The 24,357-nt window shown below is 72.5% G+C and carries 19 protein-coding genes and 1 tRNA gene; 10 read left to right on the forward strand and 10 right to left on the reverse strand.

Going from position 1 to position 24,357, the window contains the following annotated elements; genetic code table 11:
• From rho to argS, 7 genes are all read right to left on the reverse strand, one after another.
• Complete coding sequence (gene rho, locus EDF40_RS12480; RefSeq protein ID WP_123339752.1) at positions 1–2,286, reverse strand: transcription termination factor Rho; 2,286 nt, start codon at positions 2,284–2,286, stop codon at positions 1–3.
• Between the two features lie 182 nt (positions 2,287–2,468).
• Positions 2,469–3,407 (reverse strand): homoserine kinase, encoded by a 939-nt coding sequence (gene thrB, locus EDF40_RS12485; protein ID WP_123339753.1) that lies wholly within the window; start codon positions 3,405–3,407, stop codon positions 2,469–2,471.
• A gap of 77 nt (positions 3,408–3,484) precedes the next feature.
• Positions 3,485–4,564, reverse strand: coding sequence for a threonine synthase (gene thrC / locus EDF40_RS12490; protein WP_111083860.1), 1,080 nt, complete (start codon positions 4,562–4,564; stop codon positions 3,485–3,487).
• A 70-nt stretch (positions 4,565–4,634) separates the two neighbouring features.
• A complete protein-coding gene (locus tag EDF40_RS12495; RefSeq protein WP_123339754.1) occupies positions 4,635–5,942 on the reverse strand; it encodes a homoserine dehydrogenase in 1,308 nt (435 codons plus the stop codon).
• A gap of 25 nt (positions 5,943–5,967) precedes the next feature.
• On the reverse strand, positions 5,968–7,395 hold the full coding sequence (gene lysA / locus EDF40_RS12500; protein ID WP_123339755.1) for a diaminopimelate decarboxylase: 1,428 nt from the start codon (positions 7,393–7,395) through the stop codon (positions 5,968–5,970).
• 58 nt (positions 7,396–7,453) lie between these two features.
• The gene (locus tag EDF40_RS12505) at positions 7,454–8,209 is read right to left on the reverse strand and encodes a DUF2993 domain-containing protein (RefSeq protein ID WP_123671681.1); all 756 of its coding nucleotides are present in this window, start codon (positions 8,207–8,209) and stop codon (positions 7,454–7,456) included.
• 183 nt (positions 8,210–8,392) lie between these two features.
• Positions 8,393–10,063, reverse strand: a complete 1,671-nt coding sequence (argS, locus tag EDF40_RS12510) for an arginine--tRNA ligase (protein WP_123339757.1) — start codon at positions 10,061–10,063, stop codon at positions 8,393–8,395.
• A gap of 59 nt (positions 10,064–10,122) precedes the next feature.
• Between argS and EDF40_RS12515 the strand changes: the two genes are divergently transcribed.
• The 4 genes from EDF40_RS12515 to EDF40_RS12530 all read left to right on the forward strand — a co-directional run bounded on the left by EDF40_RS12515 (position 10,123) and on the right by EDF40_RS12530 (position 16,734).
• Positions 10,123–10,692 carry a hypothetical protein gene (locus EDF40_RS12515; RefSeq protein WP_123339758.1) on the forward strand — a complete coding sequence of 190 codons (570 nt, stop codon included), beginning with the start codon at positions 10,123–10,125 and terminating at the stop codon, positions 10,690–10,692.
• A gap of 423 nt (positions 10,693–11,115) precedes the next feature.
• Positions 11,116–11,187, forward strand: a tRNA-Arg gene (locus tag EDF40_RS12520).
• Between the two features lie 307 nt (positions 11,188–11,494).
• Positions 11,495–15,379 carry a Pls/PosA family non-ribosomal peptide synthetase gene (locus EDF40_RS12525; RefSeq protein ID WP_123339759.1) on the forward strand — a complete coding sequence of 1,295 codons (3,885 nt, stop codon included), beginning with the start codon at positions 11,495–11,497 and terminating at the stop codon, positions 15,377–15,379.
• Between the two features lie 26 nt (positions 15,380–15,405).
• Entirely contained in the window at positions 15,406–16,734 is a 1,329-nt protein-coding gene (locus EDF40_RS12530) for a M1 family metallopeptidase (protein ID WP_260212815.1), read from the forward strand.
• Here the strand turns inward: EDF40_RS12530 and EDF40_RS12535 are convergent.
• Positions 16,731–17,000 carry a helix-turn-helix domain-containing protein gene (locus EDF40_RS12535; RefSeq protein ID WP_123339760.1) on the reverse strand — a complete coding sequence of 90 codons (270 nt, stop codon included), beginning with the start codon at positions 16,998–17,000 and terminating at the stop codon, positions 16,731–16,733. The two genes, EDF40_RS12530 and EDF40_RS12535, sit on opposite strands and share 4 nt — an antisense overlap.
• 32 nt (positions 17,001–17,032) lie before the next feature.
• Here EDF40_RS12535 and map point away from each other — a divergent pair, with 32 nt between their 5' ends.
• The gene (gene map / locus EDF40_RS12540; protein ID WP_123339909.1) at positions 17,033–17,800 is read left to right on the forward strand and encodes a type I methionyl aminopeptidase; all 768 of its coding nucleotides are present in this window, start codon (positions 17,033–17,035) and stop codon (positions 17,798–17,800) included.
• On the opposite strand, the gene EDF40_RS12545 is transcribed toward map, so the two are convergent.
• Positions 17,784–18,368: a 4'-phosphopantetheinyl transferase superfamily protein gene (locus EDF40_RS12545; RefSeq protein ID WP_123339761.1), complete on the reverse strand. Its 585-nt coding sequence runs from the start codon at positions 18,366–18,368 to the stop codon at positions 17,784–17,786. The genes map and EDF40_RS12545 overlap by 17 nt on opposite strands.
• A gap of 46 nt (positions 18,369–18,414) precedes the next feature.
• Positions 18,415–18,618, reverse strand: coding sequence for a hypothetical protein (locus EDF40_RS12550; protein ID WP_071255966.1), 204 nt, complete (start codon positions 18,616–18,618; stop codon positions 18,415–18,417).
• Positions 18,619–18,920: 302 nt separating this feature from the next.
• On the opposite strand from EDF40_RS12550, the gene EDF40_RS19620 reads away from it, so the two are divergent.
• The 5 genes from EDF40_RS19620 (at position 18,921) to EDF40_RS12575 (ending at position 24,337) form a co-directional block, all read left to right on the forward strand.
• Complete coding sequence (locus EDF40_RS19620; RefSeq protein WP_311316760.1) at positions 18,921–20,822, forward strand: YgcG family protein; 1,902 nt, start codon at positions 18,921–18,923, stop codon at positions 20,820–20,822.
• A gap of 95 nt (positions 20,823–20,917) precedes the next feature.
• A complete protein-coding gene (locus tag EDF40_RS12560; protein ID WP_123339764.1) occupies positions 20,918–21,643 on the forward strand; it encodes a PspA/IM30 family protein in 726 nt (241 codons plus the stop codon).
• A 42-nt stretch (positions 21,644–21,685) separates the two neighbouring features.
• Positions 21,686–22,507 carry an arginase family protein gene (locus EDF40_RS12565; protein WP_123339765.1) on the forward strand — a complete coding sequence of 274 codons (822 nt, stop codon included), beginning with the start codon at positions 21,686–21,688 and terminating at the stop codon, positions 22,505–22,507.
• Positions 22,508–22,562: 55 nt separating this feature from the next.
• Positions 22,563–23,966 (forward strand): NAD(P)/FAD-dependent oxidoreductase, encoded by a 1,404-nt coding sequence (locus EDF40_RS12570; protein ID WP_123339766.1) that lies wholly within the window; start codon positions 22,563–22,565, stop codon positions 23,964–23,966.
• A gap of 2 nt (positions 23,967–23,968) precedes the next feature.
• Positions 23,969–24,337, forward strand: coding sequence for a Fe-S oxidoreductase (locus EDF40_RS12575; RefSeq protein WP_123339767.1), 369 nt, complete (start codon positions 23,969–23,971; stop codon positions 24,335–24,337).
• Positions 24,338–24,357 lie beyond the last annotated feature (20 nt).

Raw genomic sequence — 24,357 nt, forward strand, 5'->3', positions numbered from 1 at the left:
TTACTCCTGGTGACCGTTGTGGTGAGCGCCGCCGGTCGTCGGGACCGACTTCTGCACCTGCACCAGGAACTCGACGTTCGACTGCGTCTCCTTGAGGTTCCGCAGCACGATCTCGAGGGCCTGCTGCGGGTCGAGCCCGGCGAGGGCTCGGCGCAGACGCCAGGTGATCTTGACCTCGTCGGCGGAGAGCAGCTGCTCCTCGCGACGGGTACCGGAGGCGTTGACGTCGACGGCCGGGAAGATCCGCTTGTCCGCCAGGTGACGGTTCAGGCGGAGCTCCATGTTGCCGGTGCCCTTGAACTCCTCGAAGATGACCTCGTCCATCTTGGAACCGGTCTCGACGAGCGCGGTGGCGAGGATGGTCAGCGAGCCGCCGTCCTCGATGTTGCGCGCCGCACCGAAGAAGCGCTTCGGCGGGTAGAGCGCCGCCGAGTCGACGCCACCGGAGAGCACGCGGCCCGACGCCGGGGTCGACAGGTTGTAGGCACGGCCCAGACGGGTGATCGAGTCGAGCAGGAGCACGACGTCGTGGCCCAGTTCCACCAGGCGCTTCGCACGCTCGATGGCGAGCTCGGCGACCGTGGTGTGGTCCTCGGCCGGACGGTCGAAGGTCGAGGCGATGACCTCGCCCTTCACCGTGCGCTGCATGTCGGTGACCTCTTCGGGCCGCTCGTCGACGAGGACGACCATGAGGTGCGCCTCGGGGTTGTTCTTCGCGACGGCGTTGGCGATGGCCTGCAGCACGACGGTCTTGCCGGCCTTGGGCGGCGAGACGATGAGGCCGCGCTGGCCCTTGCCGATCGGCGACACGAGGTCGATGATGCGGGTGCTCAGCTTGCCCGGCTCCGTCTCGAGGCGCAGGCGCTCGTTCGGGTACAGCGGGGTGAGGTCCGAGAACTCGACACGGGCCGCTGCTTCTTCGGCGGTCTGGCCGTTGACCGAGTCGACGGTCACGAGCGCGTTGTACTTCTGACGGCTCTGCTGCTCGTTGTCACGGGGCTGCTTGATCGAACCGACGACGGCGTCGCCCTTGCGCAGGTGGTACTTCTTCACCTGGCCGAGGGAGACGTAGACGTCGTTCGGTCCGGGCAGGTAGCCGGTGGTGCGGACGAACGCGTAGTTGTCGAGGACGTCGAGGATGCCCGCGATCGGGATCAGGACGTCGTCCTCGGTGACCTCGGGCTCGAAGTCGTCGTTCTGGCCGCCACGGCCGCGCTTGCGGTCACGCTGGCGACGGCTGCGGCCGCCCTCGGTGTCGTCGGCGTTCTGCTGGGCCTGCTGGCCCTGCTTCTGCTGACCGTTCTGCTTCTGCTGGTTCGCCGCCTGCTGCTTCTGCTCGGCGCGGTCGTCCTGCTTCGCGTCGCGCTGCTTGGCGTCGCCCTGCTTCGGGTCGCCCTGCTTGGCGTCGGCCTGCTTCTGCTGGTCGCCACCGTTCTGCTTCTGCTGGCCGCCCTGCTGGTGCTGCTGGCCGTCCTGCTGCTCGCCGTTCTGCTCGCCGTTCTCGGCGTTCTGCCCACGGCCACGACCACGACCACGGCTGCGACGGCCGCGACGCGAACCGCCCTCACCGTTCTGGTCGTTCTGGTCGCCGGAGTCGGCGGCACCGGACTGGTCCTGCGACTCGCCCTCGGTGCTCTGCTGTTCGGTGCTCTGCTGCTCGGTGCGCGCCGGCTGCTCGGTGCGGGCCGGCTGCTCGGTCCGGGCAGGTGCCGAGGTCGGCGTCTGCTGCTCGGCCGGCTCGTTCGGCTGCTGGGCCTGCTGGTCGGCGCCGCGCTGGACGCGGCCGCGACGCTGCCCACCGGTCTGCGTCTGGGCGGCTTCCTGGGCGTCCTTCTCGGCACGCACCTGGTCGAGGCCCGCGAGCAGGTCCTCGGTACCGGTGTGCCCGGCGTTCGTGTGCTCGGCAGCCGAGGTCGGGCCGGCGTTCACGGTGCCACCGGACGACGCGCGGCGCGAACGGCGGACACGCGACGGCGCGGCCGGCTCGGACTCGACGGCGGGTGCCTCGGGGTCGGCGACCGGAGCGGTCGGTGCCTCGGCTGCGGGCTCCGGCAGCGTGGGCTGCTCGGTCACCGGGGCCGCGGCGGGGGTCGTGGCGGGCGCTGTCGCGGCCGGGACGTCGTCCGTGACGGGGCGCTTGTCCTCGATGGAGGCGATGAGGTCGCCCTTGCGGAGCTTCGAGAGCCCGGTGATGCCGAGCGAGGAGGCGATGCGCTGGAGTTCCGGCAGGCGGAGGGCGCGCAGGTCGCTGGGGATCTCCACCGGGGTGGAGTTGTTGTCGGTCAAGGTCGGTGTTTCCTTTCGAACCGCAGAACGCGGAGAGTTTCCACCGTCCCGGATGCACGGGTATGCATCGACCGCCGTTCAGACGACGGACCGGGATTCGGTGATCAGAAAGAGATGCACACCCGCGCGCCGGACCCTGCGACGTCGCAGGCGCTGTCCTTGGGGACGGGCATACCGTGCGGTTACGCGGGTTCGGCTTCGAGCGCCGAGTGCGCCACCACTGTAGCACCACCGAGATCGACGGCCAGCATGAGCGCGCGCCAGTCGGATTCCCCGTGTCGGGCGACGAGATCCGCGGCCGTGAGCCGTTGTGCCGGGTCGCTGCCGAGCACGAGCAGGCTCGGTCCCGCCCCCGACACGACGGCCGCGAGGCCGTGCTGCCGGAGCAGGCCGATCAGTGCGTCGGTCTCCGGCATCGCGCTGGCCCGGTACGCCTGGTGCAGGCGGTCCTCGGTCGCGGCGAGCAGGAGCTCGGGGCTCTGGATGAGCGCGGCGACGAGGAGCGCGGAGCGGGAGACGTTGAACGCGGCGTCGGCGTGCGGGACGTTCTCGGGCTGCAGGGAACGGGCGAGCTTCGTCGACAGCGTGGACGTCGGCACGAACACGACCGGCGCGACGCCGCGGTGCACCAGGAGGCGCTTGTACGCGGGTCCCTCGGCCGTCATCCACGCGATGGTGAGCCCACCGAAGAGTGCGGGGGCGACGTTGTCCGGGTGCCCCTCCATCTCGGTGGCCAGGCTGAGCAGGGTCGAGGCGTCCAGGTCGACGATGCCCTCGAGCAGCCCGCGGGCCGCCATCAGGCCGGCGACGATCGCGGCCGCCGAGGAACCGAGCCCGCGGCCGTGCGGGATCGCGTTCGTGGCGTGCAGCTCGAGGCCGGGCTGGTCGACGCCGGCGTGCTCGAGGCCGCGGCGGACGGCACGCACGACCAGGTTCGTGTCGTCGGTGGCGACCTCGCCGGCACCGACGCCCTGCACCGTGACGGTGGCGCCGGCTTCCGGGCGGACCCGGACGACGACCTCGTCGTACAGCGAGAGCGCGAGACCGAGCGAGTCGAACCCCGGCCCGAGGTTGGCGGACGTCGCCGGCACGCGGACGCGCACGACCCGTCCGGCGGGCACAGCGTGGACCGCCCGTCCGGCCGGTACAGCACTGTGGGCGGTGACGCCCTCCCCCGGTCCGGACGAGCGGTCGGGGCTCACTGCGCCGCGACCAGTCCGAGCACGTCCGCGATCGACTTGGTGTCGACCGGCACGCTCGTCGGGGTGACCTCGCTGCCGTCCTCGGTGCGCAGGGCCCACTGCGGGTCCTTCAGGCCGTGGCCGGTGACGGTGATGACGACCTTCGCGCCCTTCGGCACGATGCCGGCGTCGGCACGCTCGAGCAGCCCGGCGACACCGATGGCCGACGCGGGCTCGACGAAGACGCCGACCTCGGCCGACAGGATGTGGTGCGCGGCGAGGATGGCCTCGTCCGAGATGGCGCCGAAGTAGCCGTCGGTCTCGTCGCGGGCCTCGAGGGCGAACTGCCACGAGGCCGGGTTGCCGATGCGGATCGCGGAGGCGATGGTGTCGGGGTTCTTGACGACCTCGCCGCGCACGATCGGTGCGGAACCGGCGGCCTGGAACCCGAACATGCGCGGGAGCTTCGTCGTGCGACCGGCGGCGACGTCCTCGCGGTAGCCGCGGGAGTACGCGGTGTAGTTGCCCGCGTTGCCGACCGGCAGGAAGTGGAAGTCCGGGGCGTCACCGAGGACGTCCACGACCTCGAACGCGGCGGTCTTCTGGCCCTCGATGCGGTCGTTGTTGACCGAGTTGACGAGGTGCACCGGGTAGTTCGCCGCCAGGTCGCGGGCGATGTCGAGGCAGTCGTCGAAGTTGCCCTGGACCTGCAGCAGCTGGGCGTCGTGGGCGACGGCCTGGCTGAGCTTGCCCATGGCGATCTTGCCCTCGGGCACGAGCACCGCGGCGGTGATGCCGGCGTGCGTGGCGTACGCGGCGGCCGAGGCGCTGGTGTTGCCGGTCGAGGCGCAGATGACGGCCTTCGCGCCGTGCTCGACGGCCTTCGAGATCGCCATCGTCATGCCGCGGTCCTTGAAGGACCCGGTCGGGTTCATGCCCTCGAACTTGACGTAGACCTCGGCGCCGGTGCGCTCGGAGAGCCGACGAGCCGGGATGAGGGGCGTGCCGCCCTCGCCGAGCGTGACGATCGGCGTCGCCTCGGTCACGTCGAGTCGGTCGGCGTACTCGCGCAGGACTCCCTGCCACTGGTGGGCCATCAGGCTTCTCTCTCTGTCCGGTGGGTCGGTCTGGTGGTGGTTCGCGGTCGGCCTGGAGGCCCGTGGTGCGTCAGGCGCCGACGAAGCGCAGGACGCTGGTCACGTCCAGGACCACGTCTTCGCCGCGGAGCGTGCGGACGGTGTCCGCCAGGTCGGCTTCGCGCGCCAGGTGCGTGCCGATGACGAGCGCTGCCGTCCCCTCGGAGGCACCCGTGGTGGTCTGCTCGACGGTCTCGACGCTCACGCCGTGCTTCGCGAGCACGCCGGCGACCGTCGACAGCACGCCGGGGGCGTCCGTGACGTGCAGGGTGATCTGGTAGCGCGTGCGGACGGTGCCGATCGGGAAGACGGGCAGGTCCGACTGGGTCGACTCCGCGACGCCCGGGCCGCCGATGACATGCCGACGTGCGGCGGACACCAGGTCGCCGAGGACGGCAGACGCGGTCTCGACGCCACCGGCACCGGCGCCGTAGAACATGAGGTCGCCGGCGGCCTCGGCCTCGACGAACACGGCGTTCTTCGCGCCGTGCACGCTCGCCAGGGGGTGCGACTCCGGCACGAGGGCCGGGTACACGCGGGCGCTGACGCCCTCGCGGCCGTCCTCGTCGGTCAGTCGCTCGGCGGTCGCCAGGATCTTCACGACGTAGCCGGCCTTGCGCGCGGCGCGAACCTGCTCGATGGTGACCGAGGTGATGCCCTCGCGGTGCACGGCGGCGAGCGGCACCGAGGTGTGGAACGCCAGCGAGGCCAGGATCGCGGCCTTCTGCGCGGCGTCGTAGCCCTCGATGTCGGCGGTCGGGTCGGCCTCGGCGTACCCGAGCTCGGTCGCGGTGGCCAGGGCGTCCTCGAACGTGGCGCCCTCGCGGTCCATCAGGTCGAGGATGAAGTTCGTGGTGCCGTTGACGATGCCCATGATCCGCTCGATGCGGTCACCCGCGAGCGAGTCGTGCAGCGGTCGGATGATCGGGATCGCACCGGCGACGGCGGCCTCGTAGTACAGCTGCGCGCCGACCTGCTCGGCCACCGCGAAGAGCTCCGGACCGTGGGTCGCGAGGAGCGCCTTGTTGCCCGTCACGACGTCCGCGCCGGACTGCAGCGCCTGCAGCACGAGCGTGCGCGCGGGCTCGATGCCGCCGATCAGCTCGACGACGATGTCGGCACCGAGGATGAGCGACTCTGCGTCGGTCGTGTAGAGGTCCTTCGGCAGGTCGACGTCACGCGCGGCATCGACGTCGCGCACGGCGATCCCGACGAGTTCGAGGCCGGCACCGGCGCGCGAGGCGAGTTCGTCGGCGTGCTCGAGCAGGAGCCGCGCGACCTGGGACCCGACCGAGCCGGCCCCGAGCAGCGCGACGCGGACGTTGCGGTATTCGATCATCTGGAGTTGGTTCCTGTTCGTCGGGTCAGCGACCGGTGCCGGCGTGGGGCACGGGGCGGACCCCGGTGTCGCGGGCGAGGAGGTCGTCGATCGACTCGCCCCGCACGAGGATACGGGTTGTGCCGTCTGCCACGGCGACGACCGGCGGGCGCCCCACGTGGTTGTAGTTGCTCGACAGCGCCCAGCAGTACGCCCCGGTGGCTGCGACGGCGAGCAGGTCCCCCCGCTGGACGTCACCCGGCAGGTACTCGTCGTTGACGACGATGTCCCCGCTCTCGCAGTGCTTCCCGACGACGCGGGTGAGCACGGCGGGTGCCTCGGACGTCCGGGCGAGGCGAGCGGTGTAGTCGGCGCCGTACAGGGCAGGACGGGCGTTGTCGCTCATCCCGCCGTCGACGGAGACGTAGGTGCGGGTGGCGTGGCCGGTGTCCGCGTCGCCGGTCTCGAGGGTGACGGGCTTGATCGTGCCGACGCGGTAGAGCGTGATGCCCGCCGGCCCGACGATGTAGCGACCGGGCTCGACGGCGACCTCGGGCACCGGGATGTCCCGCTCGGCACAGGCGTCGGCGATGATCGCGGCGAGGGCGTCGGCGACGTCCTCGGGCGCGAAGGCGGAGTCGGCCTCGGTGTAGTCGATGCCCCAGCCGCCGCCGAGGTTCAGCTCGGGCACCGGACCGGTCTCGACGAGGGTGGCGTGCACGTCCATCAGGCGTCGGGCGGCTTCGCGGAACCCGGATTCGTCGAAGATCTGCGAACCGATGTGCGAGTGCAGCCCGACGAACACGAGCGACGACTCGGCGCGCACCGCCTCGGCCGCAGCGACGGCCTCGGTGAGCGGGATGCCGAACTTCTGGTCCTCGCGCGCGGTGGCGAGGTACTCGTGGGTCGATGCGTGCACACCGCTGTTGATGCGGATGCGGACGCGCTGCACGACCCCGGCGTGGGCAGCGGCACGGGCGACGCGCTGGACCTCCTCGTGGCTGTCGAGCACGATCGTGCCCACGCCGACCTCGACCGCGCGGGCGATCTCGGCGTCGGACTTGTCGTTGCCGTGGAAGCCGAGCATCGCCGGGTCGATGCCCGCGGCCAGGGCGACCGCGAGCTCCCCGCCGGTGCAGACGTCCACGCGCAGGTCGGCCTCGGCCATCCACGCCACGACCTGCGTCGTCAGGAACGCCTTGCCGGCGTAGTAGACGTGCGCCCGGGTGCCGATGCCCTCGAACGCCTCGGTGAACGCGTTCCGCACCCGGACCGCACGGGACTGCACGTCACGCTCGTCGACGACGTACAGCGGGGTGCCGTACTGCCGGACGAGGTCCGTCGCGGTGACACCGCCGACCGCCAGGTCGCCGTCGTCGGTCCGCGTCGCGGACGCGGGCCAGATCCGGTCCACCAGCTCGGAGGCGTCCGTCGGGAACCGCAGTCGCGGCGGTGCAAGGGGGTTCTCGCTCACGGGACCCGATCCTACCGACGCGGGGCGGGCCTCCCGTCCGTGTGACGCAGCCACGGGGTCAGCCGCAGCTGCCGACCGTCTGCAGGCCCTGCTCGTTGAGCGGCAGCGCGTCCGCGGTGACGCGGACCGTCGCGTCGGCCTTCGAGACGTCGAGCGAGCGCACGCGGAGCGCCTCGGGCAAGAACTGCGCCGTGCAGACCTGCACCGGCACGTTCGTCACGCCGGGGATCGAGTCCACCTTGAGGCCGAGGTCGGAGTTCGTGATCCGCACGCTCTTCGGGGTGATCGTGATGCCGCGGCCGTCGTCCTGCGCGACCACGTCGCCCTTCGCCGCGTAGGTGATGTCGTAGCCGAGCACCGCCGTGGAACCGGACAGCTCGACGCCGCCGTCCACCAGGGACAACCGGTCGAACAGCGGGCTGTACTTCGACAGGTCCTTCACGCTCGTCGACGCCAGCGTGACCGTGCCGTCGACGTCGTGCACGTCGCCCTTGCCGTCCACGGGGACGTCCTTCGCGGTGACGTCGGCGGCGAGTGGGATGCCGTCGACGGTGAGCTTCTCGGACGTGATCTCGACCTGGTCGAGGGTGCCGCTGATCAGCTGCGGGATGACGATGCCGTCGGCGTGCGCCTCGACCTGGCCCGTGGTGCCGTCGGGCAGCGACTGCTCGACCTGCTGGGCGATGATGCGGTCGACGACCCCGCGGAGCACGAACTCGGCGATCACGACGAGGGCGGCGAGCAGGACGACGACCACGAGCAGGACGACGGGCCAGCGGCGGCGCTTGCGGGGGCGTTCGGTGGCGGCGGACATGCGTCCCACCCTGCCAGGTGGTCCCGTCAGCCTGCCTGGAGGCGCGGGGTGCGGGGCGCGGGGCGCGGGCCGCACTCGATCGCGCCCCGCCAGGGTCATCGCGCCCGCGCACACCGGGGCGCGATGACCGTCAGGGGGCGCGTCTCGACAACGGCTCAGCCGTCTGCTCGCGCCGCCGCTCCGCTACATGCGGGACGGAGCGCTCACACCGAGCAGGCCGAGGCCGTTGCGGACGACCTGGCCGGTGGCGTCGTTCAGCCACAGGCGCGTGCGGTGCAGGTCGGTGACCGGCTCGTCGCCGAGCGGGGTCACGCGGCAGGCGTCGTACCAGCGGTGGTACAGGCCGGCGAGCTGCTCGATGTACCGAGCGATGCGGTGCGGCTCGCGGAGCTCCGCGGCGTGGCGCACGACGCGCGGGTACTCGGCGAGGGCGCCGAGCAGCGCACCCTCGGAGTCGTGCGTCAACAGCGAGGCGTCGAACACGGACCGGTCGACCCCGGCGGCCTCGGCGTTGCGGGCCACGGACTGGGTGCGTGCGTGGGCGTACTGCACGTAGAACACCGGGTTGTCGTTGGTGCGCTTGACGAGCAGGTCGAGGTCGATGTCGATCGCGGTGTCGCTGGCGAACCGGACGAGCGAGTACCGGCCGGCGTCGACCCCCACGGCGTCGACGAGGTCCTCCATCGTCACGATGGTGCCGTTGCGCTTGGACATCCGCATCGGCTCGCCGTCCTTGAGCAGGTTGACCATCTGCCCGATCAGGATCTCGAGGTTCGTGCCCGGCTCGTCGCCGAACGCGGCGCACATCGCCATCATCCGGCCGACGTAGCCGTGGTGGTCCGCACCGAGCATGATGAGGTTGCGCTCGAAGCCGCGCTCGCGCTTGTCGAGGTAGTACGCCAGGTCGCCCGCGATGTACGCGGGCTCGCCGTCGGACTTGATGACCACGCGGTCGCGGTCGTCGCCGAAGTCGGTCGTGCGGAGCCACTCGGCACCCTCGGCCTCGTACATCACGCCCGCCGAGCGCAGCCGGGCGATGGCGCGCTCGACGGCCTTCGACTCGTGCAAGGCGTTCTCGTGGAAGTAGACGTCGAAGTCCACACCGAAGTCGTGCAGGGACGACTTGATGTCCGCGAACATGAAGTCGACGCCCTCGCGCCGGAAGAGTTCCTGCGCCTCGTCGCACGGCAGGTCCTTCACGTCGACCGAGGGGTCGAGCGTCGCGATGACACGGGCCGCGATCTCGGCGATGTACGCACCGCCGTAGCCGTCCTCCGGCGTGGGCTCACCGAGCGCCGACGCGACGAGCGAGCGGGCGAAGCGGTCGATCTGCGCGCCGTGGTCGTTGAAGTAGTACTCGCGGGTGACGAGGCCGCCCTGCGCCTGGAACACGCGGGCCAGGCTGTCGCCGACCGCCGCCCAGCGCACGCCACCCATGTGGATCGGGCCGGTCGGGTTCGCCGACACGAACTCCAGGTTGATCCGGACGCCGTCGTACAGGTCGCCGTGCCCGAAGGCGTCGCCGCCCTCGACGATCGTGCGGGCGATCTCACCGGCTGCAGCGGCCTCGAGCGTGATGTTGATGAACCCCGGGCCGGCGACGTCGACCGAGGCCACGCCGTCGAGCTCGGTCAGCTCGCCGGCGATCTCCGTCGCGAGCTCGCGCGGGTTCGTGCCGATGCGCTTCGCGAGCTGCATCGCGGCGTTCGAGGCCCAGTCGCCGTGCGCACGGTTCTTCGGACGCTCGAGCACCACGTGGGAGTCCCCGATCGTCACGGTCTCGGACGCGCCTCGTCGCTCGACGATCCCGGTCAGGATCGACAGGTACGCGGCGGAGAGTTCGGCAGGAGTCACGGCGGACGAGTCTACCGGGACACCCAGGTGCACGCCGGACGATGGGCCATCATGTCGGGATGACCACCCGAAGCCGTGCCCGGGCGTGCTCCGTCGCCGTCGTCACCGCCGCAGCAGCACTCGCGTTGTCGGCCTGCTCGGGCGGCGGGGACAGCGATCCGACGCCCAGTGCGACCCCGGTCGGCAAGACGGTGTCGCAGAGCTGCGCCGAGCTCCTGCCGACCGCGGCCCTGTCCGTCTACGGGACGACCTTCGCGCTCGACGGCTCCTTCACGCCGGCGAAGGGCTCGCCCGCCGCGACGATCGCGAAGCAGCGGGGCCGCGTCTGCCAGTTCGTCGCCACCGACGACGACACCGAGACGATCACCCTGGCCGTCGCCGACCTGCCTGAGAAGTCGCTCACGAACCTGAAGGACGCCCTGTACGACCGGGGCGGATCGGTCCCCACCTACCGCGTCGAGGGCTACTTCGCGCTGAACGACGGCATCGGCCGCGCGGACGCCTTCGCCGACCCGTACTGGATCACCACGCAGTCGACGCTGTTCACGGAGCCCGGCGGCGCACAGCCCGTCGTCGACGCGGTGCGCGCAGCGCTGCAGCCATCGGCGTCGGCGACGCCCGCGGGCTGACGCGACCGCGCCGGCACGGTGCGGGGTCCGCCGCCCGGTGCGAGGTTGCACGCCTGGTGCGCGCTTGCAGTGCCGCACGGAGCGCGCAACCCCGCACGGGCCCGCGAAGTCCGCACGGTGCCGACGGGAGGCCCGTGGCGGGCCCGCACCGCGCCTCCCGTCCGACGGCGACCACGCACAGTGCCGGGTCCGCCGCCCGGTGCGAGGTTGCACGGCTGGTGCGCGCCTGCAGCGCCGCACGGAGCGCGCAACGCTGCACGGGCCCGAGACGCGCGCACGGTGCCGAGACGCGCGCACGGTGCCGACGGGAGGCCCGTGGCGGGTCCGCACCGCGCCTCCCGTCCGCCCTGCAGCCGCGTCTCGTGCACGACACGCGCTGTCCGGGAGCGCGCGCCGGACCTGCTACGGTTGTTCCACCCCTTGGCCCCCATAGCTCAGGGGATAGAGCACTGCCCTCCGGAGGCAGGGGCGGAGGTTCGAATCCTCCTGGGGGCACTGGACATACCCGCGCAAGCAGTCGTCTTCGCTGCGCTCAGCCAGCTGCGCGCGACGTCGCCTGCGGCGACCTTCCCCCGTTGAGACTCCTCCGGGTCCGTCGCCAGTCTCGTGGCGCATGTCGGCGTTCGCGCAGATGTTGAGGCGGATGCTGAGCAGGAATGGTCGGCTCGGGGGAAGCGACTCGACAGTTTCTGCTCACGAAGAGCCCGCGCGCACCGCACTCCCCCGTGTTTCCCCGCGCGTCACGCGCACCCCCTAGGATCACGGGCCGGTCGTCCTGCACGCGACCGGGAAGAGGGAACCGATGACCACCGGCACCGGGAACGCGCAGCTCGAACTCGCACGGGGCGGGCACGCCCCCGCACCACGGACCCTGTTCGACGTCCTCGCGGCGACGGCAGCCACCCACCCGACCGCCACCGCGCTCGAGGACCCCGCGGGCACCGTCGACTACGCCGCCCTGCTCGACCTGGTGCGCGCGCAGGCCGACGACCTCGCCCGTCGCGGCGTCCGCCGGGGCGACCGGGTCGGGGTGCGGATCCCCTCCGGCGGGCGTGACCTGTACCTGTCGATCCTCGCGGTCCTCGCCGCCGGAGCCGCCTACGTGCCCGTCGACGCCGACGACCCCGAGGAACGCGCGACCCTCGTGTTCGGCGAGGCCGGCGTCGTCGGCGTCATCGGGGCCGGCGGCGTCCTGCGCGACCACGACGGCGGCGAGCTGCCCGTGACGGACCCCACGGCGAGCGCCGCACTCCCCCACCTGGACGACGACGCGTGGATCATCTTCACCTCGGGGTCGACCGGCGTGCCGAAGGGCGTGGCCGTGACGCACCGCAGTGCTGCGGCGTTCGTGGACGCCGAGGCGCGGATGTTCCTGCAGGCGGCGCCGATCGGTCCCGGTGACCGGGTGCTGGCGGGGCTGAGTGTGGCGTTCGATGCGTCGTGCGAGGAGATGTGGCTGGCGTGGGGGCACGGTGCCGCGTTGGTGCCGGCGCCGCGGTCGTTGGTGCGGACGGGGGTGGACCTCGGGCCGTGGCTGATCGCGCACACGATCACGGTGGTGTCGACGGTGCCGACGCTCGCGGCGCTGTGGCCGGACGATGCGTTGGAGCAGGTGCGGCTGGTCATCTTCGGTGGTGAGGCCTGCCCGCCGGAGCTGGCGGCGCGGATCGCGAGTCGCGATCGTGAGGTGTGGAACACGTACGGTCCGACGGAGGCGACGGTGGTGGCGTGCGGGTCGCTGCTCGACGGCGGGCAGCCGATCCGGATCGGGCTGCCGCTGGACGGGTGGGACCTGGCGGTCGTGGACGGTGCCGGGCAGCGGGTGGAGCCGGGCGGGGTCGGTGAGCTCGTGATCGGTGGTGTCGGGTTGGGGCGGTACCTGGACCCGGCGAAGGACGCGGAGAAGTACGCCCCGTTCCCGGAGCTCGGGTGGGAGCGGGCGTACCGGAGTGGTGACCTGGTGCGGTACGACCCTGAGGGGCTCGTGTTCCAGGGGCGTGCGGACGACCAGGTGAAGCTCGGTGGCCGGCGCATCGAGCTCGGGGAGATCGACGCGGCCCTGCAGGCGCTCGACGACGTGGCCGGTGGTGCGGCCGTGGTGCAGCGGACCCCGGCGGGCAACCAGGTGCTGGTGGGGTACGTGGCGCCGGTGGCGGGTGCCACGGTGGACGTCGCGGCTGCGAACGCCCGGTTGCGGCAGGAGCTGCCCGCTGCGCTCGTCCCGCTCGTCGCTGTGGTGGACTCGTTGCCGACGCGGACGTCGGGCAAGGTCGACCGTGCCGCGCTGCCGTGGCCGTTGCCCGGGGCGACCGACGCCGCGATGCTGCCGGACACGGTGGCGTGGATCGCGGAGCGCTGGGCGGCGATCCTCGGGGTGCCGGTGTCGAGCGTCGACGACGACTTCTTCGCGCACGGTGGCGGGTCGCTGACGGCGGCGCAGCTGGTGTCCGCGATCCGGGAGCGGTTCCCGACGACGACCGTCGCCGACGTCTACGACCACCCGCGCATCGGCGCGCTGGCTGCCGCGTTGGACGAGTCCGGTCCGGTGGCGGCCGCATCGCGCGACGTGACGCCGGTCCCGCCGACGACGGGGCTCGCGATGACACTGCTGGGCCTGCCGGTGCAGGTGCTGCGCGGGTTGCGGGTCCTGACGTGGACGGCGCTGGTCGCCGCGGTGCTGCACGCGACGACGCTGCCGTTCCTGCCGGTGCTCCCCTGGCCGGCGCTCGTCGTCGCGCTGCTGGTGTTCGTGACACCGATCGGCAAGATGGCGCTCACGGTCGTGCTGGCCCGGCTGCTGCTCATCGGGGTCCGTCCGGGCGACCACCCCCGGGGTGGCTCGGTGCACCTGCGGGTCTGGCTGGCGGAGCGGATCGCCGAGGCGGTCGACGGTCCCTCGACCGCCGGGGCCCCGTGGATCAGCTACTACGCCCGGGCGCTCGGGGCGCGGATCGGCACGGACGTCGACCTGCACACGCTCCCGCCGGTGACCGGGATGCTCACGATCGGCAAGCGTGCGTCGATCGAGCCCGAGGTGGACCTCGCGGGGCACTGGGTGGACGGTGACGTGTTCCGGCTCGGCCGGGTCCGTGTGGACGAGGACGCCGTCGTGCACAGTCGCACCACGCTGCTGCCCGGTGCGCACGTGGGCGCGGGTGCCGAGGTCGAGGCCGGCTCGGCCGTCGCCGGCCGGGTGCCCGGCGGTCAGCGCTGGGCGGGTTCGCCCGCCGAACGCGTCGGGTCGGCCAGGCACGGCCGGGAGGCCCGTCCCCCGTCACGCCGACGCTGGCTGCTGGCGTACGGGGCCGGCTCCGTGGCCGTGGCCGGGTTGCCGGTGATCGGTGTCGCGGTCGGGCTGCTGGTCGCGGTCGCCCTGGTCGGGCGCGCGTCGTCGCTCGGCGACGCGCTGCTGCGCGCCCTCGCCACGGTGCCGCTCGCCACCGTCGTCGCCGGGGCCGTGTACGCCCTGCTCGTGGTCGGGTCGGTGCGGTTGCTCGGCATCGGGCTGCACGAGGGCCGGCACCCCGTGCGTTCGCGGATCGGGTGGCAGGCGTGGTCGACGGAGCGGGTGCTGGACGCGGCGCGGACGCTGCTGTTCCCGCTGTACGCCTCGCTCGTGACGCCCGTGTGGCTGCGGCTGCTCGGGGCGAAGGTCGGCCGGAACACGGAGATCTCCACGGTCCTGCTCATCCCTGCGCTGACGCAGATCGCGTCCGGTGCCTTCCTGGCCGACGACACCATGGTCGCGACGTACGAGCTCGGTGGTGGCCGGGTGCGGATCGGCCGGTCGAAGGTCGGGCGGCGGGCGTTCCTCGGCAACAGCGGGATGACGGGCGCCGGACGCTCCGTCCCGCGCGAGGCACTGGTGGCGGTGCTGTCCGCCGTGCCGAAGAAGGCCAAGCGCGGGTCGTCGTGGCTCGGCTCGCCCCCGGTGCGGCTGCGCCGTGCGGCGACGCAGTTCGACGAGGAGCGCACCTTCCGTCCGCCCACCCGGCTCAAGGTCGCCCGCGGTTGCTGGGAGCTGCTGCGGCTGGTCGCCCCGATGGTGTCCGCGGCGATCGCCCTCGGGGTGGCGGGCACCCTGCTCGCCCTGTGGTCGGCGGTCGGCGTCGGGTGGACGGTACTGCTGGCCGGGCCGGTGCTCATCGTCGCCGGGGCCGTCGCCGCCGTGGTGTCGACGATCGCGAAGTGGGCGTTCGTCGGCCGGATCACCGCCCGGGAGCACCCGCTGTGGTCGTCGTTCGTGTGGCGCAACGAGGTGCAGGACACCTTCGTCGAGACGGTCGCCCGGCCCTGGTTCGCGGAGCAGGCCACCGGCACCCCGGCCCTGGCGGCGTGGCTGCGGAGCCTCGGCGCGACGATCGGCCGCGGTACCTGGCTCGAGACCTACTGGCTGCCCGAGGCCGACCTCGTCACGATCGGGGCCGGCGCCTCGGTGGCGCGTGGGACCGTCGTGCAGACCCACCTGTTCCACGACCGGGTCATGCAGCTGGACACGGTGACGCTCGCCGCGGGTGCCACCCTCGGCCCGCACAGCGTCGTCCTGCCCGCGGCGGGCATCGGCACCGGGGCGACCGTCGGCCCGGCCTCGCTCGTGATGCGCGGTGAGCAGGTGCCCACCGGGTCCCGCTGGTCCGGCAACCCCATCGCTCCGTGGACAGCCGAACCGGCCACCGTGGCGGACTGACCGGCGCCATGGGGTTGACTGGGACCGTGCCGAACACCCCCGCTGCCGACCCGTACACCCCGCACAGCGGCGACCGACGCTGGAGCGCCGAGCACTACGACCTCCGCCTCGACTACCGCGTCGCCACGAACCGCCTCGACGGCACGGCGACGATCACCGCCCGTGCCCACGAACCGCTCGACCGGATCGTCATCGACCTGCACGGCCTGAGCGTCGAGCGTGCCGACGTCGACGGCACCCGCGCGAAGAAGGTGTCGAAGGCCGTGCACAAGGTCACCGTGACCCCGGCGTCGCCGATCGCGGCCGACACCACGTTCACCGTGCACCTGCGGTACCGCGGCAACCCGCGCCCCGTGCGCAGCGCCTGGGGCCAGGTCGGGTGGGAGGAACTCACCGACGGCGTCATCGTCGCGGCCCAGCCGACGGGGGCACCCTCGTGGTTCCCGTGCAACGACCGACCGGACGACAAGGCGACCTACCGGTTCGAGATCGCCGCCGAGGCCGCGTACGACGTCCTGGCGAACGGTGAACTGCTCGGCAAGGAACGCGACCGCATCGGCACCAGGTGGACGTACGCCACCACCGAGCCGATGGCGACGTACCTGGCGACGGTGCAGATCGGGCGGTACCGCACGACGAGGCTCCGCGGCGCCGTCGTCCCCGTGACCCTGCACCACCCCGCCGACCTGGCGGCCGCCGCGAAGACCGACTTCGGGCAGGTGCCGGAGATGCTCGCGCTGTTCTCGGACCGCTTCGGCCCGTACCCGTTCGCGGCGTACGGCGTCGTGGTCACCGACGACGAGCTCGAGATCCCCCTCGAGGCCCACGGGCTCGCGGTGTTCGGCCGGAACCACGTCGACGGCGAGCACGGCACCGACCGGCTCATCGCGCACGAGCTCGCGCACCAGTGGTTCGGCAACTCGGTGACGGTCACCCGCTGGCAGGACATCTGGCTGCACGAGGGGTTCGCCTGCTACGCCGAGTGGTTGTGGTCCGAGCACCACGGCGGCGACACCGCCGACGTGCTCGCGGCGCAGTACCGGCAGGGGCTCCTCGACCAGCCTGAGGACCTCGTCGTCGGCGACCCCGGCGCGAAGGACATGTTCGACGACCGGGTCTACAAGCGCGGGGCCCTCGCCCTGCACGCCGTCCGCCGCACGTTCGGCGACGACGCGTTCACCGCCGGGCTGCGCAGCATCACCGAACGGCACCGGCACGGTTCGGTGACGGTGCCCGACGTGCTCAGTGCGTTCGCGGACGCCGCCGGCCGTTCCGTCGCGGACGTCCGAGCGGTGACCGGGCCCTGGATCGACGAGGCGTCGGTACCGGCGCTGCCCGCGCCGCGCGTCGACTAGCCAGCCAGCTCGCCGTCGGCCGGGTCGCAGCTGGCCTCGGACCAGACCGCGTCGAGCGACAGCCCGACCACGCCGGCGACGGCCGCGATGGTCGAGAACGCCGGGGTCGCGATCCGCCCGGTCTCGATCTTGCGGAGGGTCTCGGGCGAGATCCCGGCGGCGAGGGCGGTGTCGACGATCGACCGTGGGCCACGTGCGCGGCGGAGCAGGGCGCCGAGACGGCGACCGCGCGCGACCTCGTCGGGGCGGAGCGGGAGACGGACCATCCCCACATAGTAATACCGGTATGATCATCCGCGTGATCGAGATCCTGACGCCCGCCGAGGTCGAGAAGGCCCGTGCCACCGGAGCCCTCGTCGGCACCATCCTGCAGACCCTGCGCGAACGGACCCGCGTGGGCACCAACCTGCTCGAGATCGACCGGTGGGCGAAGCAGATGATCGAGGCCGCCGGCGCGGACTCCTGCTACGTCGACTACGCACCGTCGTTCGGCCGCGGTCCGTTCGGCCACCACATCTGCACCGCCGTGAACGACGCCGTGCTGCACGGGCTGCCGCACGACCGGGCGCTGGCCGACGGCGACCTGCTCACCCTCGACCTCGCGGTGTCGCTGGACGGCATCGCCGCCGACGCCGCCGTGAGCTTCGTCGTCGGCACCCCCCGCGCCGAGGACCTCGCCCTCATCGACGCGACCGAGCGCGCCCTGGCCGCCGGGATCGCCGCCGCCGGACCAGGTGCGCGCATCGGGGACCTCTCGCACGCCATCGGGACCGTGCTCGAGAGCGCGGGCTACCCGGTCAACGTCGAGTTCGGCGGCCACGGCATCGGCTCGACCATGCACCAGGACCCGCACGTGTCGAACACGGGCCGCGCGGGCCGCGGGTACACGCTCCGGCCCGGCCTCCTGCTCGCGCTCGAGCCGTGGGTGATGGCGGACACCGACGTGCTCGTCACCGATGCCGACGGCTGGACGCTCCGCAGTGCCACGGGAGCCCGGACGGCCCACACCGAGCACACCATCGCGATCACCGAGGACGGCGCCGAGGTGCTCACACTCCCCCGCTGACCGACCCCTCGACCACGACGGGCAGCCCGCCGGCCGCGACGACGAGCAGCAGATCGGGTGCCGGACGGTGGACCGACACCGGGTGGTCTCGCCCCTCGAACCGCGCGGTGCCGGCAGCGACGTCCACGTCGACCGACAGCGGATCGACGCGCAACCCCCGACCGTCGCGCTTCAGTACGGCCTCCTTCGCCGCCCAGCAGGCGGCGAGCAAGCCGGCATCACCGGCCGAGCGCTCGCGTTCGCCGGGCGTGAAGACGTCGAGGGGCGCTGCGCCGACGCGGGACACCCGCTCGAGGTCGACGCCGACCGGGCCCGGCGCGACCGCGAGCGCGACCACGCCGGACGTGCGCGACAGACTGACCCCGAACGCGGTGCCGTTCACCGTGGCCCAGGGACGACCGTGGTCGGTCCCGGCACAGTGTGGGCAGACGCGCCCCGCGCGCACGGCGGCCGTCTCGACTGCCGCAGCCGCCGCGACGGCGGCGACCAGGGCCTCCCGGTCGGCCGCGCGGTCCGGACCCGGCGCGCACAGCGTCACCACGACGGCCTGGAGGCCCGACTCACCCACGCACGCAGCCTACGGTGCGCGGATGGCCGGCCCAGGGCCGTGGTCGCTACGCGTGCGTGAGTGCGATCAGTGCGACGTTCATCGTGCTGTAGAGACCCTCGGATCGGGTCGCCTGGCGGACGCGTCCGCGCAGCACTTCGTAGCGGCCGTCGTGCTCGCGCACGAAGCCGATCACGCCGGTCGCCGGCGTCGAGACGCGGTGGTAGCCGTCCTCGAGCGGGACGACCTCGGTACTCGTGGTTCGCTCCATTGCTGTTCCCTTCCGTTCGTCGTCGAACAGTGGCGTCAGCATACCCCGATCCGGGGGACAAGACACCCATGGATCGGCTTGTCCACAGGGTTCACCGGGAGTCTGTCCGTCGCTTGCGCGCCGTGGATAGACTCCGGGCGACGGCGCTCTCAGGGCGCCGTTCGGGACGGCGTCGACGGCGCCGACCGGTGACGGACGGAGGACGGATGCGAACGGTCCAGCGCGGATCGGGCACAGGCGGGTCGAGGACGGAACGGGGGACAGCGCGGCTCTGGGGTCGTGTCACGACAGCAGTCGTGGCGATGCTGATCGTCCTGGCTCCGGCGGCGACCGCGCAGGCCACGGCACCGGTCGACCTGGGCGGGGCGTACGTCCTCGACGAAGCCGACGCCCTCAGCTCCTCACAGCAGGCGCAGGTCGAACAGGCGGTGCAGGATCTGTACGCCGAGACCCAGACGCAGCTGTACGTCGTGTTCGTGCCGACGTTCACCGATCCGACGGACCACACCGAGTGGGGCTCTGCGGTCATGGAGCAGAACCAGATCGACACCGACGGCATCCTGCTGTCGGTCGCGGTCGACGACCGCAACTACGACGTGCAGCAGACGAACGAGACCGCCATCTCCGAGTCCGACGTGCAGAGCGCCGTGAACGACTCGTTGCTCCCCGCGCTGAAGCAGGGCGACTGGTCCGGCGCGGCCGTCGCGTTCGCGAACGGGCTGACGGACACCCAGGCGCCGCCGAACCTGACCTGGCTCTGGATCCTGTTGCTCGTCATCGTCGTCGCCTTGATCGTCGTCGTGCTCGTCATCCGCACCCGCAACAAGCGGAAGACCGCCGCGGCCACCCAGGCGCAGCAGGAGTCCCTCGCCGACCTCGAACGCACCGCCGGCGGCGCGCTCGTGACGATCGACGACGAGCTCCGCACCGCCGAGCAAGAGGTCGGGTTCGCCACTGCCCAGTTCGGTCCCGACGCCGCGAAGCCCTTCGCCGACGCCGTCGCCGCTGCGCAACAGGCCGTGCGCAAGGCCTTCACGTTCCGGCAGCAGCTCGACGACGAGATCCCGGACTCCCCCCAGCAGCGTGCCGACTGGGCGAACCAGATCATCGCGATCTGCCAGCAGGCGCACGCCTCGATCGAGGAACAGACCGAGTCGTTCGACAAGCTCCGGTCGCTCGAGGACGGCGTCGACGAAGCAGCCGCCACACTGGCCCAGGCGGTCGCGGAAGCACCGGCGTCGGTCGGCGCAGCGGCAGCCGCGCTCGACCGCGTCCGAGCGGACTACACCGGCCGCACCCTCGCGACCGTCGCCGACAACGTCGACCAGGCACACCAGGTGCTCGCCTACGCCACCGAGCGCTCGAACGCGGCCACCGCGGCGATCGCGGCCGGCGACAAGGGTGAAGCGGTGGTCGCCGTGCGCGACGCCCAGCACGCCCTGGCCCAGGTGCAGCAACTCACGAACAGCGCGGTCGCGGCCGAGGGCACCTTCACCGAGGCCACCGCACGCGCCGAGGCGATGCGCATCGACATCGAGGGCGACGTCGCCGCGGCCCGGACCCTCACCGTGGGCGGGCCCGACCTCGCCGCGGCCGTGACCCGGGCGCAGACCGTGCTGCGGCAGGGGTTCGACCCGAAGGACCCGATCACCGCGGTCGACGCCCTCACGAAGGCGAACACCGAGATCGACCAGGCCATCGCGGCCGCCCGGGGTGCCGAAGAGCAGCAGCGCCGGGCGTCCCGCGCCCTCGACGACGCCCTGCGCGACGCCCGGAACCGGATCAGCCAGGCGCGCGAGTACATCTCGCTGCACCGTGGCGGCATCGGACCGACCGCCCGCACCCGCCTGTCCGAGGCCGAACGCGCCCTCGACGATGCCGTGCAGCTCGCCACCACCGACCCCGGACAGGCACTGCAGGCTGCACGGGCGGCCGAGCAGTACGCCGCCGCGGCGATGGACTCGGCGAACGACGACATGGGCGGCTGGGGCGGCGGCGGCGGCTTCGGCGGTGGCGGCGGCAACGGCGCCCAGCTCGGCGGCCTCGTCACCGGCATCGTGCTCGGCGGCCTGCTCGGCGGTCGCGGCGGCAGCTTCGGCGGCGGCTCCTTCGGGGGTAGCGGAGGCGGCTTCGGCGGCGGGGGCGGTTTCGGTGGTGGCGGAGGAGGCGGCGGCGGCGGATTCTCTGGCGGCGGCCGCTTCTGACCCCGACCCACCCGACGACCAGACCACACACCCGACAGCCCAGAACCCGACAGACCAGACACACCATGTCAGACCTTCCAGGAAAGGGAACAGCAATGGCAAAGCAGACGATCTTCGGCCGCATCTCCACCCTCGTGCGGGCGAACATCAACCAGCTCATCGACAACGCCGAGGACCCGCAGAAGATGCTGGACCAGCTCGTGCGTGACTACACGAACAACATCGCCGACGCGAAGACGGCGATCGCGCAGACGATCGGCAACGTGCGGCTGCTCGAGCAGGACCACGAAGAGGACAAGCGCGCCTCGTCCGAGTGGGGCCAGAAGGCCGCCAACGCCTCCACCGCCGCGGACAAGTACCGCGCCGAGGGCAAGACGGCCGAGGCGGACAAGTTCGACAACCTCGCCAAGATCGCGATCGGCAAGCAGATCGCGGCCGAGCAGGAGGTCAAGGACGCCGAGCCGAGCCTCGCCTCGCAGAACGAAGCGGTCGAGAAGCTCAAGACCGGGCTCGCCGGCATGGAGCAGAAGCTCGAGGAGCTCCGTGCGAAGCGCGACAACCTCGTCGCCCGCTCGAAGACGGCCGAGGCGCAGTCCAAGGTCAACGACGCCCTCGGCAACATCGACGTGCTCGACCCGACGAGCGACCTCGGTCGCTTCGAGGAGAAGGTCCGTCGTGAAGAGGCCAAGGTCCTCGGGCAGCAGGAGCTGCAGTCGTCGAGCCTCGACGCCCAGTTCGAGAGCCTCGAGGACGTCGGCAAGGACGCCGAGGTCGAGGCACGACTCGCCGCACTGAAGTCCGGCGGCTCGTCGAGCCTCTGACCTTCCCGGACGACGCCGGACCCCAGCTGACAGACTGAGACGATGCAGTTCCTCGTGGTCGGTCAGTGGCAGGGTTCGGCGTCGTCGCGCGCGATGCGCCTCGGGGACGGAGCGACCGCGATCGCGGCCGACCTCCCCCGTGCGTCCACCACCGTGGTCGACGTCCCCGCTGGCGCGGGCGACCGGCTCGAGACGGCCGTCGCCCGCTACACCTCCGTGCTCGCCGTCGCCGACCGCGTGGCCGAGGAGACCGGCGTCGCGAGCGAACCCGTCCTCGTCGTCGGCGGGGACGGTGCGAGCGTCCTCGGCGCGACCGTCGGCCTCGGACCGGACACCGCGTTCGTCCGCATCGCCGGGTCCAGCGGGTACCGCGCACTCAACCGCGCCCAGCCCGTCGCCGCTGAGACCGCAGCCCTCCGGATCCTGGTCGACCGCGCCGACGAGCTGTTCCCCGCGCTGCCGGTGCTCCCCGCCTCGTCGGTCGTGGTCGCGGGCGTCCGCGGGCTCGACGACGCCGAGGACGCAGCCCTCGACCGTGCCGGGATCACCCGCCTGGACGTCGACGCCGCGACCCCGGACGCCCTCGCCGCCGCCGTCGACGCCACCGGAGCGACCTCGGTGTTCGTGCACGTCGACCTCGACGTCCTCGACCCGTCCGAGGTCGACGGCCTGCTCGAGCCGGTGCCGTTCGGACTCGACGGCGCGGGACTGGTCGAGCGGATCCAGGCCGCGACCCGCGGCCGCCGCCTGGCCGGCGCCGCGCTCACCGGATTCGCTCCCGTGGACCCGGAGCGGGCAGTGGACGACCTCGGCGTGATCCTGCGCGTCGTCGGAGCGTTGACCAGCGCCTCCCGGGTGGCCTGAGAACCGACCCGGCGCGCCGGGCGCACCCCATGCCGGTCCGCGTACGCTCGGCCTCATGACGGACTACGACCTCATCGTGATCGGCGCCGGCGCAGTCGGCGAGAACGTGGCGGACTACGCCCACAAGCGCGGCCTGGCGGTCGCGATCGTGGAGTCCGAACTGGTCGGCGGCGAGTGCTCCTACTGGGCGTGCATGCCGTCGAAGGCACTGCTGCGCAGCGGCCACGCCCTGGCAGCGGCGAAGCGGCTCGACGGCGCGAAGCAGGCCGTCACCGGCGAACTCGACGCCGCCCACGTGCTCGCGCGCCGCAACTCGTTCACCTCGGACTGGAAGGACGACGGTCAGGTGTCCTGGCTCGAGTCCGCCGACATCGCCCTGATCCGCGGCCACGCCCGCATCACCGGCGAGAAGACCATCGAGGTCGGCGGCGAGACGCACACCGCCCGTGCCGCCGTCGCCGTCGTGACCGGGTCGCTGCACGCGCTGCCCGACGTGCCGGGACTCGCCGAGGCGAAGCCGTGGGGCACCCGCGAGGGCACCAGCGCCCAGCAGGTGCCGGAGAGCCTGCTCGTGATCGGCGGCGGTGTCGCCGGCTCCGAGCTCGCCACCGCCTGGGCATCGCTCGGCGCGAAGGTCACCCTCGTCGCCCGGCACGGACTGCTCGGCGGCATGGAACCGTTCGCCGGCGAACTCGTCACCGATGCCCTCCGCGAGCTCGGCGTCGACGTCCGCACCGGTGTGAGCCCCGTGCGGGTCGACCGCGACGAGCACGGGCTCGTCACCACCACGCTCGACGACGACACCACCGTCATCACGAGCGAGGTGCTGGCCGCCACCGGCCGCACCCCGCACACCGCCGACCTCGGGCTCGAGTCCGTCGGGCTCACCGCCGGCGACTGGCTCGAGGTCGACGACACGATGCTCGTGCACAGCACCGACTGGCTGTACGCCGTCGGCGACGCCAACCACCGCGCCCTCCTCACCCACCAGGGCAAGTACCAGGCCCGCGCGGCCGGCGAGGCGATCGCCGCCCGGCACCAGGGCACGCCGCTGCACACCGAACCGTGGGGCGCACACGTCGCGACCGCCGACCACGCCGCGGTCCCCCAGGTCACGTTCACCGACCCCGAGGTCGCGAGCGTCGGCCTGACCGAGAAGGCCGCGCGCGAGCAGGGGCTGAACGTCCGTGCCGTGGAGTACGACCTCGGCGGCGTCGCGGGTTCCGCGCTGCAGGCCGACGGCTACACCGGCCGCGCCAAGATGGTCGTCGACGAGGACCGCGGGGTCGTCGTGGGCGTCACCTTCGTCGGCCAGGACGTCGCCGAGATGCTGCACGCGGCGACGATCGCCATCGTCGGCGAGGTACCCGTCGACCGCCTCTGGCACGCGGTGCCGGCCTACCCGACGATGAACGAGATCTGGCTCCGACTGCTCGAGACCTACGGTCGCCCGGCCTGAGCATGCGCAGACTGGCACGCCGGGCGCTGCTCGACTCCCCCGTGTCGCGGGTGGGGTGGCTGTTCGCCACGGCGGTGGGCCTGGCGATCGGCGTGCCGCTGTCGACCGGCCGCGTCCGCGTGGTCGACGGGCTCGTCGTCTGCTCGGGGCTGCCGCGGTGGGTGTTCCGTCGTGGTGGCACCTGCGTCGGTTCGGTGTACCTGACCCGCGACAACGACGGTTCCCGGGTGCTGCGGCACGAGCGGGTGCACGTCGAGCAGTGGCGGCGGTACGGCATGCTCATGCCCGTGCTGTACGCCCTCGCCGGCCGAGACCCGCTCCGCAACCGCTTCGAGGTCGAGGCGGGGCTGGAGGACGGCGGCTACCGCTGACGGGTGCCCGTGCGCGGCGC

It is taken from the genome of Curtobacterium sp. PhB170 (assembly GCF_003752345.1).
GTDB lineage: Bacteria > Actinomycetota > Actinomycetes > Actinomycetales > Microbacteriaceae > Curtobacterium.